This window comes from Halomicronema sp. CCY15110 (assembly GCF_016888165.1).
Taxonomy (GTDB): domain Bacteria; phylum Cyanobacteriota; class Cyanobacteriia; order Phormidesmidales; family Phormidesmidaceae; genus Halomicronema.
In genome coordinates this window covers 14,227-30,960 of the sequence record NZ_JACSWC010000207.1, presented here as the reverse complement: position 1 = coordinate 30,960, position 16,734 = coordinate 14,227, and the positions used below count along the sequence as shown (strand labels likewise).

Genomic DNA, 16,734 nt, shown 5'->3' with positions numbered 1-16,734 from the left:
GGTTGTCTGCCTTTGAGGCGATTTCCCGCGTCCTTACCTCACAACAAGCTGATTGGCTACTGGGTTGAGCAATTACTACGCATAGATTCAGCGCCTCTTAACAGTCATTTCAGTCAGTCAGCCTAGCAGTCAAAGTCAATTGTGGGAGAATTTTTTCTCATCACATTTAACCGCTAATCCACTAAAGCAGATAACCCAGCGGTCGAAGAATTTACTGCTTTAATTTACAGACGATGAGAACGATTCCCCGAAAGATCTTGATGATTATCTGGGTTAGCCAACAAATACTTTGATATGGCGGTATGCGCGCTAATTTAGGACGAGCTTTTGTACTGTTCTGATGGTCTCTATGCGTCCTCACTCCGCCGATGTACGCCAGCGTATCGTCTCCCTTCACCAGCAGGGGGCAGGGTTGATTCGACAAATTGCGAAAGTAATGAGGATCAAATCCACTTTCTGCTCTTTGAAGTATCACCCTCAGCATTAAGGCTGAAAGTTTTTGAAAGAGAGCATTCCAAGCATCAATAGAACTCTTGAATGATTTTTCCGTTTGCTCAATAGAGGGTAGCTATTAAGCAAGCGTTCAGAGGAAACTGCTGTGATCCTCATGGCTTCGTTCTAAATCTTCAATGTGCCAGTTGAAGTGCCGAATGTCGGGTCACTGATGCTCAGCACCAGTGACGGCGATGGCTGCGGATTGCTCGATTATCCGCCGCAATGATAGAGCGTCATTTAGAGGGTATTGGTCCGCATGTTGCTCACCACACCACCAGCGGGATGATCGAAGGGAGAGCCTTCAGACGCAGGGGTGAATCAGAAAAAAGTTGGGCTTGCCTGTTGAACAAGGAGACAATCTGCTGCTTTCGCTAACGTTACTAACTGTCATCGAGACTAACTGTTATCGAGCATTAGTCGATTCTTTCAGCGAGTTCCATCCATCTTTCGGTGGCGGTGTCGATGGTCTGGGTCAGGGTGGCCAATTTTTCGGAGAGCGTCTTTATTTCGTCATAGCCGCTCGCTGAATTGTCATAGAGCAATTTTTCTAGAGCTTCTTTCTCCGCTTCGAGTTCAGGAATTTGGGTTTCTAGCTGTTCGTATTCGCGTTTTTCTTTGTAGGACAGCTTTTGGGGTTGGGGTGATGGGGCGGGTTGAGTGCCATGCTTGGCAGTGGACGACGGCACGGCCACTTCATCATTTGCTTTTTGGGGATTATTGACGGGCGCTTTGGTCGTCTCAGAGGCCGCTGCTTGTCGATAGTCTAAATAGACAGAGTAGTTCCCGGGATATTGACGAATGTGGCCGCTGTCCTCGAAGGCAAACACGGTTTCCACAGTGCGATCGAGAAAGTAGCGATCGTGGGAAACGACGATGACGCAACCATTGAACTCTTCCAAATATTCTTCCAGTACGGCCAGAGTTTGCACATCCAGGTCATTCGTCGGCTCGTCCAAAATCAATACATTGGGAGCCTGCATCAACACCTGCAGCAAAAACAACCGCCGCCGCTCGCCTCCTGAAAGTTTGTGAATGGGGGCATATTGCTGGTCGGGGGGAAAGAGAAAGCGTTCCAGCATTTGGGAGGCGGTGATGATGCTGCCATCTACCGTTTTGACCAACTCGGCGGTGTCTTTGAGGTATTCGATCACGCGCTGGTTAGGATTTTTGATCACGTCTTCGGAGTGCTGATCAAAGTAGCCAAAGTGAATGGTGTCACCAATTTCGATCGCTCCCTGATCCGGCTCTTCTCGTCCGGTAATCAGATTCATTAATGTAGATTTGCCGACGCCATTGGGGCCAATAATGCCAATGCGATCGCGGGGATTAAAAATGTAGGTAAAGTCACGAATCAGCACGCGATCGTCGTACCCCTTCGACACGTCCTCTAGCTCGATGACTTTTTTGCCGATGCGTCGCCCTGCGGTGGCAATATCTACCTTGCCGAGATTTTCTTTGAATTCTCGATCCTGCATTTCATCAATGCGCTGAATGCGGGCTTTTTGCTTGGTGCTACGGGCTTGGGGGCCACGCTTCAGCCATTCCAACTCGCGGCGCAGCACCCCAGCATATTTTTGGCGGCTACTGGCCGTCGAAGTCTCCATTTCCGCTTTTTTTTCCAAGTAATAGCTGTAGTTGCCGGCATAGCTAAACAGGTCGCCGCGATCCACTTCTAAAATCCGATTCGTCACCCGGTCGAGAAAGTAGCGATCGTGGGTGATGAGCAGCAATGCCCCGCGAAAGCCATTGAGGTAGCTCTGGAGCCACTCCACCGATTCCGCATCTAGGTGGTTGGTGGGCTCATCCATCAACAAGGCATCTGGATTCGAGAGCAACGCCGCTGCGATCGCAATGCGCTTGCGGTACCCCCCCGACAAATCGCCGACGCGGGCCTCAAAGTCTTGAATGCCTAGCTGGGTCAGCACCACCTTGGCACTCGTTTCCAAATCCCAAGCGTCCGCTGCTTCAATTTTTTCCGTCACCCGCGAAAGCTGCGACATCAGCGCATCCAAATCGCCATCGCCCCGTTCCATCCGGTGGGAAATATCCTCATATTCTCGAATGAGGGCCATCTGCTTGCCCGCATCGGCAAACACCTGCTCCAGCACGGTGCGATCGCCCTGAATCTCTGGCTGCTGCGGCAGGTAAACAATTTTGGCCCCGGCATTTCGCCAAATTTCACCTCCATCTATCGGTTCGGCCCCAGCGATCATCTTTAGCAAAGTCGATTTACCCGACCCATTGGTGCCGATCAGTCCGACTTTGTCCCCCTCCTCTAAACTAAAGCTGGCATCCCGCAGGATTTCTTTGATGCCGAAATCTTTTTGAACCGATTTGAGGGTGAGCAATGTCATGGCAGGGTGCCGAAAATTCCAGGGATGGCCGTGTTTTAGTCTAACGCTGCAGCTGACCTGCCGGGGACGGCTCTCGGCCCCGATTAAGCCCGTGGGCCTAGCGTTTTTGATCCTGATGCTGGCCAGGCGATCGCCCGACACCGACCTCCCAGTCCAGACTCGCACCTCAGCTGGAGCGCCATCGAGAAGCCTTGAAAAATGTATCGACTTTTACAAAAAACCATCACTACGGGTTACCACAGAAATAGGTATTCCACTCTAATCAGGAGGTTCTGATGAATCAGCCGACAGAACGTGCCCGCGAATTGCTGGCGCAACAGCGTCACGATAGCGATCGTCGCCAAGATACCCTGCACGAACGGTCAGAGGAGGAATTGCATCAGCATCCCCCCGCGACTACCGATGCCAAGGCCCGTGCCGCCATGGCTGAACAGCGGCAGCAAGCCACCCATACCGAAGCCAACTTGCGGGAGCGTAGCGAAGAGTCTGTGAAGTCTTCGTAGGCAGACGATATGAGTGACGATTGACAGGAGTCTGCTCGCGGGAGCCTCCTACCAACCGCTAGCGATCGCGCAAAACCTCAGTCCGGCGAATGTTGGGTGGTTCGCCAGGCTGGGGTTTATTGCTCAGCAGTCGCGCTGATCGACCGCCCATAGAATTGGGCAAAACTAGACGCCAATGGCGGAGAGGCCACAAAAACCAATCCCGCACTTCACTGAGACATCATCATCAACATGCCAGCGAAAAGTGCAAACTGTCGGCCCGCCGATGGCAACGACTGGGTTATGCGATCTCCACCACTTGCGAATCTGCTACCGCTTGCCGCAAAAAAGACACCAACTCATTAGAATCTCGGGTTTCCAGGTCAGACAGCAACATATGTTGCTCCTGACTCCAGCCAGTCAGAGCACTTGGCGACAACAGGGCCTCATCACGACGACTATTCGCTAGGCGATACCAGAAAGCCATTTTCATATTGGTGTCTAGGCCACCATAGGCTTCAGTCAGACGAGTCGGCACACCATGCAAAATCTCTTCTAATGCAGAATGCCGATCTTCTCGAGGCAACTGCTGCAACTGCTTAATCACAATTTGTACAGTTTGCGAGAAGAACGCACTCGGCGTCGCAGTATTGGACGCCCGGTGAATTTTCTGCGCCACATAGTTCAAAACAACTAACTGGGTTTGAGCACTCGCGGCAAAAAAGCGATCAATAGAGCCATGTACTTGCTGGGAATTTAAATTGGCGGTTGTCATCGTGAGATCCTATTTTTTAATGAGTTGTCAAAATAAATCAGACTGATTTCGCGAAAAGGCCGGGTTGGGCAAATGTACCGACCAAACAATGACGCCTTGGGAGTCGGAATCATGGAGCGCCATCAACATACCGCTATGCTTGCCCAAACTGCCTCAGCCGACCCGCAAAGAACCATGAACGCAATTTGGGGATCAAATTTTTAAAGAAACTCAGTTGGGTTGAGCCTAACTATTCTATTTGATCCCCAAAACAAGCTGTAGGTGGAAATCTTTAGGTTTTTCTTCAGCTTCTACCGATGATTTCTTGCTGAGTGTCAAGTGCCGGCTTTGCCCCTGCCAAAGTGACAAATAACAATCGGGGATCAAGGGATTTGGTTTTGAGTGCAAATGTATGTTTTTGTATCCTTAAGCACAAATAACCGCTAGAGGAATTAGGAATCCTGAAGGTTTTGTTGACGGATAAATGTAGATGAACTCATTATTCTGCTATGTTCGGCCATACAGGCGGTGCCATCAAAGTAGTATCTTTGAAAGGATGACCGAATTAGGTCGCCAGTCTAACCGTTTGCTGAGGCAATTACTCTGTATGTTCAGACGTAAGTCCGCTCCCCTACTCACGTATCTCAGTCAGAAAACCGAACTTGAAGGTACGCTACACGCAGAGGGCATGCTGCGGGTAGACGGCATTGTCCATGGAACGGTCGACGTCCATGGCGACATGGAGATTTCATCCACGGGCCTAGTGGAAGGGCCGGAGGTCAAAGCCCATAACTTGGTCGTACATGGTGTGCTCAAGGCTCGTGTTATCGCTAAGGGCAAGCTCACATTAAGCCGCACAGCTCGACTCGAAGGGGATGTGATTGCCGGGGCGTTGGAAATTGAGGCGGGCGCTTATTACACCGGGTTTATTGAAACTCAGGATGCGAAATCTTTGCCCCCTTCCCGCGATTTGCCAGAACTGTACGGAACCACGGATACTCCGTCCCTCAACCCTTAAGGTTCACCCACTAGCCAAGAAATGACGCCCGCGATCGCAATTAGCCCCAACCACATGGGTACACTGCCTAACAAAGCGCCCACATTAGACAAGCTGTCAATGAAAGTAGATAGCGTCCAAGCGATCGCAATTAACATCAAACAGTAGATAAAACTCATTATTAATTTTATTCACAGCCTTAGTGTGTAATTAACGCTGGCTAAGGTACTTTCGGCAAAGCGGTTGATAGTGGCGACCTCTGCAAGTGTTAATCACCATGACACTTGAAAATCCTGTCCACCGCTGAGCCTAGTCTTAGCGTCGTCATCCATCATAAGAATATCCGACGAATCCCTAAGTCAAATAAGCAGAAGTGCCAGCATTTTTGCTTGACCGTGTAGCAACTGAGTGAGAGCGACGACAATGACTTCTCAATTGATTGCCCGGCTGCGCTATCCTCTTGCAGCGCTCAGCGGGTTGGCCCTATTGGCCAGTCTCTCCCCCGTCTTAGCCCAAACCGCTAACTCTGAAAGCATTACCCTAGCGACATACCCACCCGCCACTGCGAGTGTGAGCGGCAACATTGTCGGGTCATTTTCTCTGGCTAACATTGCCAGCAATGACCAACAAGGTAACCTTTGCGCTGGGTTTGCCGATGCCAACCCAGATCATATTTTGACTTTGCAGAGTGATTTTCCAACTCTGACCATTACTGTAGACAGTGGTGAAGACACGACATTGCTGGTGCAAGGCCCAGATGACAATTCAATTTATTGCGGCCAAGACATTAGCCGGAGTAATTTAGATGCCCAAGTGACGGACACTAATTGGCAAGCGGGGACTTATCGCATTTGGGTGGGGGCCCACGAACAGGGGCAAAGATTTAGCTACTCGCTCACCGTTCGAGAGTAGAGTGAGCCCACCCAAGTAAAGAATCAGCCAAGCAAACGGCGATGATTTGACTTTGGGGCATTCCTCAGAAGCCAGAATATTTGGCAATCAACCAAGAATGAAGCGTATTCTTTTAGCATTACTGCTTTGAAATGTGAATGCGAATCGTCCTGCCATCGGGGCTTTTCTGAGCTGAACATGCCGCATAAAAAAAGCGGGGTTGCAAAACTCGCGACCCCGCATCAGAGACTCTAGAGTGCTCAAGGCTTACATCAGACCGATCTGAGACAGGATGCCCTGACCAGTGATGTATTCAGTGGCGACGCCGATGATGAAACCCAGCATTGCCAAACGACCATTCCAAGTTTCTGCAAAATTAACAAAGCCGAACTTGTTTTCGTTTTCCATGACACTTAACTCCTAATGCTTAACGTTGAGCTTAACTCAACCACTTGTTACATACTGTAACGCAGGCAACTTTGACTGTGGATGACACTATCGATGGACTTTTTGATGATGATCATGAAGTTCGTCAATGATCATCCGGTCAGGCAAAGTTGCGGCTGGACAATTTTACGAATCTTAGATTGCCTGAATGCCCTGTGGTTTCCTGATGCCTTTTGAGCGATCGCTACTGTGAGGTCTTAATCGACATGTTTTTGAGTGAACCAGGCCAGGTATGCTGAGTGTCCGCTCGGTCGGCAGCGATCGCGGCGGCAGTCGTTTCGTCTAGTAAGGCAGCGGTGATTGTAGCGTTCGACTGTGAAGCCGATGGGGCGGCGCTCTCCGGTCGCATGCCGCGATGGGGTTCCAGCGCTGTCGCGAGGCGAGTGTAGCTTATGACATTGGCCAAATTAGGCACGGTCGGACGCGATCGCTGAGAGTGGGTAACGCATTCGCCATTCGGCATTACCGTAAATTCCAAAATGGCCTCAGATAATGCTTTGGCATCAATCCGTGCTCCGAAGAGGTTGGCTTTACTCAAATTCGTTCCTTTCAGGTTGACTCCAGAGAGATTAGCGTTTCTTAGATTAGCTGAGGTGAGATCAGCCCCTGACAGCGAGGCCCCACTCAAGTTGGCATTCGCCAGGTTAACGCCTACTAGGTTGGCAACGGATAAAAGCGTATGCCCCAGGTTGGCCTGAGCAAGATTGGCCCAAGTTAAATTAGCGGCCAGCAGGTTGGCATGTTCAAAATTACTGCCGTTAAAAATCGCCCCCTCGAAGTTGGCCCCTGGCAAGACCGCATGACGAAAGTCCGCCCCAGGCATACAGGCTTTGCGCAGACTGATGAATGGGAGTAGCTGGGCCTGCAAGTTAGCATTTTTGATCAGCACGTTGTCAAAGGCGGTTTGCCCCTGGGCAAAAGCGTTCAATAAGTTGAGGAGAGTATGGTTCGTCATTGGCCTTCACTAGGAGTAACGTGAGCTGGGTTGGAATAGTGGCCGGCGGCGATCGCGCCCCCGCATTGAAGGGGTGTGCAACGCTGAAATCCAAGATGGCGCAGGTGAATTTGATTGTCCGAATGACTCAAGTTGCGGCGATGGCCGCCTGCCGTAGTGAAGATGCATTAGTCTCAACATACGGGATTGCTTAGAGGCTTCGACGAATCCGCGATCGCGTTCGCCAGAACTTAATCAACTATTAAGCGACGTGTAAATTCCCGCTGGAAATTACGTGGAATTACTGATGTTTGAGGTGCCGCGTGGCTAACACCTATGACTTGATCTATGCCGTAGTGCGCCAAATTCCCTACGGTCAGGTGGCGACCTATGGTCAGGTGGCGGAACTGGCCGGGTTGATTGGGAAGCCCCGAGTAGTAGGCTACGCTCTGTATCGCGTGACGGCAGCCGACGAGATTCCCTGGCATCGGGTCATCAATGCGAAGGGCGAAGTGTCGCGATCGCCCCACCGCAACGGCACCGACTATTTGCAACAATCGCTGCTGGAAGATGAAGGGATTGAGTTTGATGCCGCCGGCAAGCTGAACTTGGAACGTTATCGCTGGATAGCTGATGCAACGGCGCTAGAAACCGCGATCGCCCGTGTTCAGCAATCGCTGGATGATGCCAGCACTCGTGATTAATCCGTTAGTCGCTCATCGACTCAGTCTTACTGGAAAGAGGTGCTGACCAACGACAATAGGGGAACAGCGGTATCGCCATTCCCCTAGGTTGAGAAGCGGGTCTCCTTTCTATGGGCTGTACTTTTGCAAGGTGCCGTTGAATTAGTCTGCCGCTTCACTTTCGTGTTGGATTGATGCCGATTTGGCCATTCCATTACTGGTAGTAGCGGGCTTCCATCCACACGCGCAGGGCATCTTCGTGATCAAAGTAGCGGGTGGAGTGTGAGACGGGGTCATAAACTCTCCAAAATTCGGTGTCGCCCTTCATTTCTTTGGAAACGCGAGGCATGGAACCGGTGGTTAGCCAATGAACCAAGCCCTGGCTGGTGCGGCTAAGCAATCGACCGAGCTGTCTGGGGTGGTAGGCCGTCTCATAGCGCGGGCGACCAATCAGTGCGCCTAGCCCATGACTGCGGGAGTGAAATTGGGTGGAGTTGTCAGTATAGCTATGCATAACGGTGCCTCTTAAATGCTGGAATGCGATGGGGTGTGCAAAACAGATGACCTGCGGGTCAAGCCCTTGGGTTGGGCTGACAAGACCGGACGAAAGGAGAGGGTTCAGTCAGTTCGCGGCGGTTAAAACCTTGGCCGCTGGTTGACGTAACTTCCGTAGCACCAATCTGACAGCCGCCCTCGATGAGTGGCGATTAATCATCTGCTTTGACCTCAATGTAGCGAAAGCGACAGAAAAGACCCACGCATAATATGCATGTCATGTATGCAGAAAATTGATACTTGAGGCATCAACGATTGAGATAGGGTTGGGTTACGGATATTGGTTGAATACACCTATGAATCCTTGGAAGCTAAAGCTGTCGCAAATCAGAGCTTTGTTGACGGTGGCTGAGGCCGGCAACTTTAGTGAGGCGGCACTCCGGCTAGAGGTGACTCAGTCCACAGTGAGCCACGCGATCGCCACGCTGGAAAATGAGCTGGGCGTGGTGGTGTTTCACCGGGGACGGCATGGCGCACAACTGACCCCAGTGGGCGAGCGCATGGTGCAAGATGCCCGCCAAATTCAAACCTTGCTGGAAAATATCGCAAGCGCGGCGGTACATGAACGCGGGGTGGATGGGGGCACAGTGCGCATTGCCACGTTTCGCAGCATTGCTACCCATGTATTGCCAGAGGCGATCGCTCGGCTCCACCAGGTTTATCCTGCGATTCAAATCTCGATTTTGGAAGTGGATGAGCTGTACCAGCTGAAGCAAGCGCTGAGCCAGGGCCAAGCGGATGTGTGTGTGGCCGAAATGCTCTTGGGCGAAGGGTTTGAAACCATTCACATTCTGGATGATGAATACATCGCGCTGATGCCGCCCCAATACGGTTTGCGAGATGCGCAACTGGCGATGGAAGATCTCTATAAATATCCGTTGATTTCTTCGAGCCACGATAGTTGCTCGGTGCGGATTCGCGATCGCCTCCGTGAGTTCGACAAAGACTTGGAGGTGACTTACCGCATTCGCCACGATTCTTCGATGGCGGGCATGGTGCAACAGGGGTTGGGCATTGCCCTGATGACAGAATTGGCGGCTAAACCGGTTCCCGATGGGGTCGGTGTTTGCCGTTTACCGTTTCCACTCTCTCGTCCAGTGGGGGCCACGCTGTTAAAAGATGCCCTACATAGTCCGGCGGTTTACGCATTTCTAGACGCCTTGCAAGGGATTGGCGCATTTGCTCCGGCTCAAGTGGGGTGAAGCGGTGTGAGGGCGGTGGGGTAGCAGGGTGGCAGCGCGGCTGGGTAATTGGCTGCTTGAGTGGCGGTTGGTGGGTCATGCTTGGCATGCTGAATTGCCGTAAAATCCACGGATAACGTCACGAGGGAACGACCAGTGCGATCGCTCTACTTTTTGCTGCCGGGCACAGATGGCAAGTTTGCCTGCGGGGGGCTGTTTGCGGAACTGAAAACTGTGGAGTTGGCGCGACAAGTCTGTGACGTGGCCGTGGTGACCTATCAACAACGGGAACCCAACACCCTGTTTCTCGACGATGTGCTGCAACAGGACACGCGCCATGTCATTTTTGTGGTGAGCTGGGGGTTTCACGTTTCCCAACTGGTCAAGCGGTTGCTGGGCAGAGCGGTGGTGTATCACGCCCACAGCGCGGGCTATGGCTTTCGCGTGCCGAGTCAGGTGCCGATTTTCACAGTGAGCCGCAACACGATGGGCTATTGGGGGCAGCTCTGTCCGAGTTCACCCATTTTTTGGTTGCCGAATCAAATTTCGCCGGAATTTAGCGATCGCGGCCAGCCCCGCGATATCGACGTGCTGGTGCAGGTGCGCAAGTCGTCAGAGTATTTGTTGAAGCAACTGGTGCCCGCCTTGCAGGCTCACTGCAATGTAGTGTTGCTGGATCAGTTTGTGGACGACCTGGCGGGTCTGTTTAACCGCAGCAAAGTTTACCTTTACGACACGGCAGAATATTGGGCGCAATACAAAGTCACCGAGGGCTTTGGCCTGCCGCCGATGGAGGCCCTGGCCTGCGGGTGTCAGGTGTTTTCCAGCGTGAATGGGGCGCTGGCCGACTATCTTGATCCGGGGTTTAACTGTGAGGCGATCGGTACCTATTCCACTGCCTATGATGTGGAGCGGATTTTGGCCGCCCTCCGTCCTCCATTGGCGCATCCGGTCACTGATGACTTTTTTGATCCCTATCGCGAAGATAAAATTATCCTGCGGCTGCGGCAAATCTTGACCGCGGTCAACCACTTTTTTGACCATGTGGAGCAGCATTCGGCTGATGTGCCCCAGCTTTCGCCCCAGCGCATCTGGAAACTGCGATGGCAGCGCTTTTGGCAGAAGGTGAGTCAAAAACTTCGGGCGGGGCGCAAATGAGCGGCTTGCTGAAGGGGACGGTTCCCGGTCGGCCATTCCGATTACGTCGTCTTGAGACCGAGGGAACCGTCCCCTGGGGAGTCCCCTGGAGATTGTCGGTTACAAAATGCGCCCCGAGGCCGATCGCTTAATGTATTGCCCCATGCCCGCGTGACCGTGCCACTCGTCACCATCGACGATCAACTCGCCGCGCAGGAAGACCTGTTTCACCTTGCCCTGCACCTCGCGGCCCTCAAACAGGGAATAGTCCACGTTGGAATGGTGGGTGGCGGCGCTGAGGGTGTGGCGCTCGTTCGGATCAAAGAGCACGAGGTCGGCATCGCTGCCCACGGCGATCGCCCCCTTCTGCGGAAACATCCCGAACATTTTGGCGGGTGCGGTGGAGGTCAGTTGCACAAAGCGATTGAGGGTAATGCGGCCCCCGTGGACACCGCCGTCGTACAGCAATGGCAAGCGAAACTCGACCCCTGGCGCGCCGTTGGGAATTTTGGAAAAGTCGTCTTTGCCCAGCTGCTTGGATTTGAGCAGACCAAAGCGATTTTCGTTAAAGCAGAAGGGGCAATGATCCGTCGCGACCAGTTGCAGATCATCAAACTTGAGCCCGCGCCATAGGGCATGTTGGCACTTGTGATCCCGTAGGGGCGGGGTCATCACAAACTTGGCCGCATCAAAGCCGGGGCGATCGTATTCTTCGTTCGTCAAAAACAGGTAGTGGGGACAGGTTTCGGCAAAGGCATGGATGCCGCGATCGCGGGCTTCGACCACCGCTTCCAGGGCTTCCTCTGCCGACAGGTGAACGATGTAGACGGGCACTTCCGCCAACTCAGCAATGCGAATCACGCGATGGGTGGCTTCCCCTTCCATCAGTTGAGGGCGGGTGAGCATGTGATATTTCGGCGAAGTGTTGCCCTGTTCTAGCGCCTCTTCGATCAGGGCTTGAATGACGACGCCATTTTCAGCATGTAGATTGACCATGCCGCCGTGGGTGCCCACCTTCCGCATGGTGCGGTAGATGTCGGCGTCATCCACCATCAGTACGCCGGGATAGGCCATGTAGAGTTTGAAGCTGGAAACCCCATCTTGATTAATCAGGTCGGGCAGTTCGGCCAGAGATTCTGAATTCACGTCGGTGAGGATGACGTGAAAGCCGTAGTCGATATGGCACTGGGGTTCGGCGGCGGCGAGGCGGCGATCGAGCGCGGCCTTCGGGCTTTCCCCATGGAACTGCTGGGCAAAGTCAACAATCGTGGTGGTGCCGCCAAACGCTGCCGACTTGGTGCCCGTTTCAAAGGTGTCGCAGGTGTAAATGTCGTTGCCCATGGGCGTTTCCATATGGACATGGACATCAATGCCACCAGGAAACACCATTAACCCGGTGGCATCGTAGGTGGGCACATCCGCCGCCGGAATTTCGCGGGCGATCGCTTCGATCCGGCCTTGATCGACCAAAATATCGGCTACGTAGTCGTCCACAGCGGTGACGATGCGCCCGCCTTTAATTAGCACTTTGCCCATCGGGATGCTCCAAACTGATTGCGCAGTTCGGGGAAATTTAGGCTTGCGGTTGCGCTTTGTACGCCGCCCAGCCCCCGATATCGGAAATATCGGGCCAGCCATGCTCATCGATCAGTGCTTTGGGATAAAGCATGGCGATCGCCGTTCCCCCGTCCTGCAAGGACACCTCAGCAGGATACATATTGGGGGGCTCAGTCGACACAAGATGGTTATATTGCTCCACAGACAGTTGATAAAGTTCACCTGGAATGGAAATTCCGTCAGCATCTGTTTCATAAATGCCGGGGTGCCAACCATCTTTGACTGCGTGCAGGCGGTATTTGGGCGCGGTTTGGGCCGCTTTCACAAAATCAGCCCCCTGCAAGTTGCCGTGGTCGGGCTGGCCGCGCAGCGCCGAGCCACAAATAAAGACGAGTTTCGTTTCAGCCGTTGTCATTCTTTCTACCTCTGGAAATCGGGAAAAGTGAGTCAGCTCTATCAGCGATGGCCGCCGATATTGGTAAGGGGGCATCCTTCAGGACGACTGAAGGTAGCCGGGGCTAATGGAAGCCAGCCTCACCTCGGTTGCCGTTGAAGCCCGCAACTTCAAAGCTTTGATATTTTGCCAGATCTTGCCGGTCTCGCCAGATATTGAGCTTTATTTAGATCGCTCTGCTGGCGACAGTCGTCCCCCATCAATTGAACGCGGGCGTCGTCTCTCAAACCGACAAGGCGGCAAAACGATACTGATTGCAACCAACCTAAACATCCGTTGAAGAGGAGGGTTGTAAAGCTTCTAAAGCCGTCACTACCCGCACTTTGCTGGCGTTTAAGTGAGACTCAATAGCGGCGATTGCGGTGGCGGCATCTCGCGTGGCAATGGTTTCGCAAATTTGTCGATGCTCACGGCAAATGTCCAACACGCGGGGATTGTGGCGGGTCGTTTGCACCCGCAGCAACATCATTTTGTCGAAGACTTGATCCAGCAAATCGGTCAACCAGGGATTGCCCGTGCTCTCGGCAATCTTGCGGTGAAACTGATAGTCCAAATTCAGCATTTCAAAGGTGTTGAGGGTCGAGGCGGCGCGCTGCACGGCCCGCTCGGACTGCGCAATGGATTGTTGCAGGTCATCGAGGGTGCGATCGCTGGCGTGCAGACAGGCTTCGCGCACCGCCGCTTGTTCCAGCGCAATGCGGCAGTCGTATAAATGCACCGCATCGCTCACTGAGACCGAAATCACCCGCAGGCCGCCGCTGGTGTCCACCGCCACCAGTCCCTCTCGCTGAAGCTGGCGCAGCGCCTCGCGAATGGGGGTACGGCTGACCTCTAATTGAGTCGCCAACTGGGTCTCTACCAGGCGATCGCCAGGAGCCAACTCTCCCGACAAAATACTGGTGCGTAGGGTCTGATAGGTCTGCTCATGCAAAGAAGCGCGGCGCGGCAGCGGATTTGATAATGTCACCGGGGTCAGCGTCCTTAAGCGAAGTAGAAATCAGTTCAGGGTGTTCACAGGTTGTAAATCATTTTACAGAGGGTCTATTGTATACAGTATACGCTTCAAGACATGAAGTTCTTTAATGAACAGTTAACAGCAGGATTCCTGCAAAGAGGTTTGTGCATGGTTTACCAAGTAGCTTCTACCCTCGCGGTTAATGGCGATCGCCTCACCGCCATGATTCGCCAACTGGCCCAGCTGGGAAAATTACCCAATGGTGGCGTACAGCGTCTCGCCTTTAGCCCCGACGACTGCCATGCGCGATCGCTGGTGCGCCGCTGGATGGTGGAAGCCGGGATGACGGTCACCATTGACGAGGCTGGCAACATGATTGGCCGCTATGCTGGTCGGTCCCAGGATGCCCCGCCGCTGGTCACCGGCTCTCACATTGACACGGTGCCCAATGCCGGACACTACGACGGGACCTATGGGGTGCTGGCGGGCATTGAAGCGGTCAAGACCCTGTCTGAGCAAGGACGACGGCTCGATCATCCGCTTGAGGTGATTGTGTTCGCCGACGAAGAGCGGACGATGGTGGGCTGCAAAGCGATCGCGGGTCGTCTCCTCCCCGATCCCGAGCTATATCGCAGTCGCGATGGCGACTCCATTCAAGACTGTCTCGAACGAGTGGGCGGTGACTGGGACATCATTGCACATGCCCGCCGCACCCCGGAGTCCATCGCCGCCTTTGTAGAACTGCATGTGGAACAAGGCCCGGTGCTGGCGGCAGAACAGAAACAAATCGGCGTCGTGACGGGTATCGTCGGTCAGCGCCGCTACTGGATTACCGTGGAAGGTCAGTCAAGCCATGCGGGCACCACCCCCATGCCTATGCGTCAGGATGCTTTGGTGGCCGCTTCCCAGATTGTTTTAGCGATTAACCAAGTGGGTAATCAGCCGGGCGATCAGGTGGCGACGGTAGGCCGCATGGATCTGCACCCCAATGTGCCGAACAGCATTCCTGGCCGAGTCGAGATGAGTTTGGATTTGCGCGATTTGTCCAGCGATCGCCTCGATCAACTACTTACCGAAATCCAGCAAGCGATCGACAAAATTGCCGCTGAGACTGGCACGAGTATTTCGCTGGCCCAACGGCTCGACAACGAACCCGCTCCCGCCAATTCCCACATCCAGCACGCGATCGCCCAGGTGTGCGAAGACCTGAACCTGAGCTATTGTCACCTGCCCAGCCGGGCTAGCCATGATGCACAGGAAATCTCTCGGGTCACCGACATGGGCATGATTTTTGTGCCCAGCGCAGGCGGCATTAGCCACTCGGAGTCGGAGTACACCAGCCCTGAAGATTGCGCTAACGGCGCGAATGTTTTACTCCAGACCCTCATTCAACTTGACCAGCACTATCGTTCCCCCAAAGCGACTAGAGCCGTGGCGCATTCCTGACGGATGCTGTTGCCGATAGCGCGTCTCATCTATACACATCGCAGGCCACTGAGGGGACGGTTCCCTTGAGACGACCAGCGAATAGTTAGGGAGTAACCCCCAGGGAACCGTCCCCTGGGAAAAGATAATCGGGGCCGTCAGCCATGAGCAAAATTTTGCAAATCACCTTCCGGAATCCGAACGGGCGATCGGAACCAGCCCAAAAAGCCGCCTGGGAACGAGCGCATCAAATTGCAGTTTGGCCCGGCTTAGTCTGGAAGGTGTGGATCGCTAACCCATCCGAAGCCATTTATGGCGGGATTTATCTCTTTGCCGATGAAGCCAGTGCTACGGCGTACTTGCAAGGACCAGTGGTTGCCGCGATGCGATCGCTGGCTGGAGTGACTGATTTCTCCGCCCAATTATTCGAGGTGAACAAGTCTTTATCGGCCGTTACCCGGGGTCCCTTGGACTTCCCGATCGCTCGTGGCTGAGCTGGACACAGAAACTCAAGCGCCAACCCTAAGCCAGTTGATTGAGGGCTACCAGGGCGTCTTGGGCAGACTGCCAACGATTTTCCAAACTGGGGGAGAGCAGTTGTTTGAGCCAGGCGACAAAGTCTGGCGTGGCGTCCACAAAGTCTTCAAAGTGGATGCGGAGTCCTTTGGTACGCATCTTTAGCGGTGATTGTCCCGTCAGTGCTTCGGCCAGGGTTGCCCCCAGACTGTAGAGATCAGAGGTTGCTAACACCCGCCCCGCCGACTGCTCAGGCGGCAAATAGCCATCGGTGCCGATCATCGTGATGGCTGTTGTGCTGGCAGACAGCGCTTTGACCGTGCCAAAATCGACCAGGCAGACCCGCGCTGTCGCCACGGGTAAACCGGGTTGCAAAAGTAAATTACTGGGGCGAATATCGCGATGAATGATGGGGGGTTCATGGCTGTGCAGAGTATCTAAAATTTCGAGGGTTTGGCGGGCAATCTCGCGCACCTCCACTTCACCAAAGGTGCGCGACTGGCCTAGATAGGTTTGTAGCGAGACCCCATCGACATAAGACTGCACCAGCACCATGGCCTGGTCATTCGTGGGCATAGCCATTTCAAAATAGCCTAAATAGCGCGGAGTCGCTTCATGCTTGAGTAACTTTAAGGTATCCACTTCGCGCTTAAATAAGCGAAGATCGGTCGCGTCCAAGCCGTCGTCTAGAAACAGGATTTTCAAAATGACGGGACTAGCAGTTTGGATGTCTTGTGCTTTGAGCGTCCATCGCCCGGCTTTTTTGCCCAGTTGGCGCTCTACCTGGTAGCGATCGCCTAGTATTTGTCCGCCCATCCAAATCCCCTTGGTACTACTCGCGACGATTAGGCAAATGCCCCGTTGTTTCTGGAACCTGTGTCCCTCGTTTGTAACACAGGAACCCCTGAATGAAGGCA

19 protein-coding genes are annotated in these 16,734 nt (G+C 53.5%); 9 read left to right on the top strand and 10 right to left on the bottom strand.

Annotated elements, in window-relative coordinates; translation table 11 throughout:
- Positions 1–908: 908 nt before the first annotated feature.
- A complete protein-coding gene (locus tag JUK32_RS07330; RefSeq protein ID WP_204138199.1) occupies positions 909–2,849 on the bottom strand; it encodes an ABC-F family ATP-binding cassette domain-containing protein in 1,941 nt (646 codons plus the stop codon).
- 275 nt (positions 2,850–3,124) lie between these two features.
- Between JUK32_RS07330 and JUK32_RS07325 the strand changes: the two genes are divergently transcribed.
- Entirely contained in the window at positions 3,125–3,352 is a 228-nt protein-coding gene (locus tag JUK32_RS07325; protein ID WP_204138198.1) for a hypothetical protein, read from the top strand.
- 280 nt (positions 3,353–3,632) lie between these two features.
- Here JUK32_RS07325 and JUK32_RS07320 read toward each other — a convergent pair whose 3' ends face one another.
- Positions 3,633–4,106: an orange carotenoid protein N-terminal domain-containing protein gene (locus JUK32_RS07320; RefSeq protein WP_204138197.1), complete on the bottom strand. Its 474-nt coding sequence runs from the start codon at positions 4,104–4,106 to the stop codon at positions 3,633–3,635.
- Positions 4,107–4,692: 586 nt separating this feature from the next.
- Here JUK32_RS07320 and JUK32_RS07315 point away from each other — a divergent pair.
- Complete coding sequence (locus JUK32_RS07315) at positions 4,693–5,103, top strand: polymer-forming cytoskeletal protein (protein ID WP_204138196.1); 411 nt, start codon at positions 4,693–4,695, stop codon at positions 5,101–5,103.
- On the opposite strand, the gene JUK32_RS07310 is transcribed toward JUK32_RS07315, so the two are convergent.
- Entirely contained in the window at positions 5,100–5,240 is a 141-nt protein-coding gene (locus JUK32_RS07310; protein WP_204138195.1) for a hypothetical protein, read from the bottom strand. The genes JUK32_RS07315 and JUK32_RS07310 overlap by 4 nt on opposite strands.
- A gap of 265 nt (positions 5,241–5,505) precedes the next feature.
- Between JUK32_RS07310 and JUK32_RS07305 the strand changes: the two genes are divergently transcribed.
- A complete protein-coding gene (locus JUK32_RS07305; protein WP_204138194.1) occupies positions 5,506–5,994 on the top strand; it encodes a hypothetical protein in 489 nt (162 codons plus the stop codon).
- 246 nt (positions 5,995–6,240) lie between these two features.
- Here JUK32_RS07305 and JUK32_RS07300 read toward each other — a convergent pair whose 3' ends face one another.
- Positions 6,241–6,381 (bottom strand): high light inducible protein, encoded by a 141-nt coding sequence (locus JUK32_RS07300; RefSeq protein ID WP_204138193.1) that lies wholly within the window; start codon positions 6,379–6,381, stop codon positions 6,241–6,243.
- Between the two features lie 223 nt (positions 6,382–6,604).
- Entirely contained in the window at positions 6,605–7,375 is a 771-nt protein-coding gene (locus JUK32_RS07295) for a pentapeptide repeat-containing protein (RefSeq protein WP_204138192.1), read from the bottom strand.
- Between the two features lie 302 nt (positions 7,376–7,677).
- Between JUK32_RS07295 and JUK32_RS07290 the strand changes: the two genes are divergently transcribed.
- Complete coding sequence (locus JUK32_RS07290; RefSeq protein ID WP_204138191.1) at positions 7,678–8,058, top strand: MGMT family protein; 381 nt, start codon at positions 7,678–7,680, stop codon at positions 8,056–8,058.
- 193 nt (positions 8,059–8,251) lie between these two features.
- Here the strand turns inward: JUK32_RS07290 and JUK32_RS07285 are convergent, their stop codons facing one another.
- Entirely contained in the window at positions 8,252–8,551 is a 300-nt protein-coding gene (locus JUK32_RS07285) for a hypothetical protein (RefSeq protein WP_204138190.1), read from the bottom strand.
- Positions 8,552–8,888: 337 nt separating this feature from the next.
- On the opposite strand from JUK32_RS07285, the gene JUK32_RS07280 reads away from it, so the two are divergent.
- Together JUK32_RS07280 and JUK32_RS07275 are read left to right on the top strand one after the other, a co-directional pair.
- Positions 8,889–9,794 (top strand): LysR family transcriptional regulator, encoded by a 906-nt coding sequence (locus JUK32_RS07280; protein WP_204138189.1) that lies wholly within the window; start codon positions 8,889–8,891, stop codon positions 9,792–9,794.
- A 135-nt stretch (positions 9,795–9,929) separates the two neighbouring features.
- Positions 9,930–10,931 carry a glycosyltransferase gene (locus JUK32_RS07275; RefSeq protein WP_204138188.1) on the top strand — a complete coding sequence of 334 codons (1,002 nt, stop codon included), beginning with the start codon at positions 9,930–9,932 and terminating at the stop codon, positions 10,929–10,931.
- A 99-nt stretch (positions 10,932–11,030) separates the two neighbouring features.
- Here the strand turns inward: JUK32_RS07275 and hydA are convergent, their stop codons facing one another.
- Complete coding sequence (gene hydA / locus JUK32_RS07270; RefSeq protein WP_204138187.1) at positions 11,031–12,446, bottom strand: dihydropyrimidinase; 1,416 nt, start codon at positions 12,444–12,446, stop codon at positions 11,031–11,033.
- A 37-nt stretch (positions 12,447–12,483) separates the two neighbouring features.
- Positions 12,484–12,882, bottom strand: coding sequence for a gamma-glutamylcyclotransferase (locus tag JUK32_RS07265; RefSeq protein ID WP_204138186.1), 399 nt, complete (start codon positions 12,880–12,882; stop codon positions 12,484–12,486).
- A 106-nt stretch (positions 12,883–12,988) separates the two neighbouring features.
- On the opposite strand from JUK32_RS07265, the gene JUK32_RS07260 reads away from it, so the two are divergent.
- Positions 12,989–13,201 carry a hypothetical protein gene (locus JUK32_RS07260; RefSeq protein WP_204138185.1) on the top strand — a complete coding sequence of 71 codons (213 nt, stop codon included), beginning with the start codon at positions 12,989–12,991 and terminating at the stop codon, positions 13,199–13,201.
- On the opposite strand, the gene JUK32_RS07255 is transcribed toward JUK32_RS07260, so the two are convergent.
- Positions 13,187–13,888 carry a GntR family transcriptional regulator gene (locus JUK32_RS07255; RefSeq protein ID WP_204138184.1) on the bottom strand — a complete coding sequence of 234 codons (702 nt, stop codon included), beginning with the start codon at positions 13,886–13,888 and terminating at the stop codon, positions 13,187–13,189. The genes JUK32_RS07260 and JUK32_RS07255 overlap by 15 nt on opposite strands.
- 156 nt (positions 13,889–14,044) lie before the next feature.
- On the opposite strand from JUK32_RS07255, the gene JUK32_RS07250 reads away from it, so the two are divergent.
- A complete protein-coding gene (locus tag JUK32_RS07250; protein WP_204138183.1) occupies positions 14,045–15,322 on the top strand; it encodes a Zn-dependent hydrolase in 1,278 nt (425 codons plus the stop codon).
- Between the two features lie 143 nt (positions 15,323–15,465).
- On the top strand, positions 15,466–15,795 hold the full coding sequence (locus JUK32_RS07245) for a YdhR family protein (RefSeq protein ID WP_204138182.1): 330 nt from the start codon (positions 15,466–15,468) through the stop codon (positions 15,793–15,795).
- Between the two features lie 28 nt (positions 15,796–15,823).
- Here the strand turns inward: JUK32_RS07245 and JUK32_RS07240 are convergent, their stop codons facing one another.
- Positions 15,824–16,633, bottom strand: coding sequence for a serine/threonine-protein kinase (locus tag JUK32_RS07240; RefSeq protein WP_204138181.1), 810 nt, complete (start codon positions 16,631–16,633; stop codon positions 15,824–15,826).
- Positions 16,634–16,734 lie beyond the last annotated feature (101 nt).

Excerpts from the sequence above, each read along its gene's own strand:
- JUK32_RS07330 (WP_204138199.1), bottom strand. The coding sequence starts at position 2,849 with ATGACATTGCTCACCCTCAAATCGGTTCAAAAAGATTTCGGCATCAAA.
- JUK32_RS07325 (WP_204138198.1), top strand. The coding sequence starts at position 3,125 with ATGAATCAGCCGACAGAACGTGCCCGCGAATTGCTGGCGCAACAGCGT.
- JUK32_RS07320 (WP_204138197.1), bottom strand. The coding sequence starts at position 4,106 with ATGACAACCGCCAATTTAAATTCCCAGCAAGTACATGGCTCTATTGAT.
- JUK32_RS07315 (WP_204138196.1), top strand. The coding sequence starts at position 4,693 with ATGTTCAGACGTAAGTCCGCTCCCCTACTCACGTATCTCAGTCAGAAA.
- JUK32_RS07310 (WP_204138195.1), bottom strand. The coding sequence starts at position 5,240 with ATGTTAATTGCGATCGCTTGGACGCTATCTACTTTCATTGACAGCTTG.
- JUK32_RS07305 (WP_204138194.1), top strand. The coding sequence starts at position 5,506 with ATGACTTCTCAATTGATTGCCCGGCTGCGCTATCCTCTTGCAGCGCTC.
- JUK32_RS07300 (WP_204138193.1), bottom strand. The coding sequence starts at position 6,381 with ATGGAAAACGAAAACAAGTTCGGCTTTGTTAATTTTGCAGAAACTTGG.
- JUK32_RS07295 (WP_204138192.1), bottom strand. The coding sequence starts at position 7,375 with ATGACGAACCATACTCTCCTCAACTTATTGAACGCTTTTGCCCAGGGG.
- JUK32_RS07285 (WP_204138190.1), bottom strand. The coding sequence starts at position 8,551 with ATGCATAGCTATACTGACAACTCCACCCAATTTCACTCCCGCAGTCAT.
- JUK32_RS07280 (WP_204138189.1), top strand. The coding sequence starts at position 8,889 with ATGAATCCTTGGAAGCTAAAGCTGTCGCAAATCAGAGCTTTGTTGACG.
- hydA (WP_204138187.1), bottom strand. The coding sequence starts at position 12,446 with ATGGGCAAAGTGCTAATTAAAGGCGGGCGCATCGTCACCGCTGTGGAC.
- JUK32_RS07265 (WP_204138186.1), bottom strand. The coding sequence starts at position 12,882 with ATGACAACGGCTGAAACGAAACTCGTCTTTATTTGTGGCTCGGCGCTG.
- JUK32_RS07260 (WP_204138185.1), top strand. The coding sequence starts at position 12,989 with ATGGAAGCCAGCCTCACCTCGGTTGCCGTTGAAGCCCGCAACTTCAAA.
- JUK32_RS07250 (WP_204138183.1), top strand. The coding sequence starts at position 14,045 with ATGGTTTACCAAGTAGCTTCTACCCTCGCGGTTAATGGCGATCGCCTC.
- JUK32_RS07245 (WP_204138182.1), top strand. The coding sequence starts at position 15,466 with ATGAGCAAAATTTTGCAAATCACCTTCCGGAATCCGAACGGGCGATCG.
- JUK32_RS07240 (WP_204138181.1), bottom strand. The coding sequence starts at position 16,633 with ATGGGCGGACAAATACTAGGCGATCGCTACCAGGTAGAGCGCCAACTG.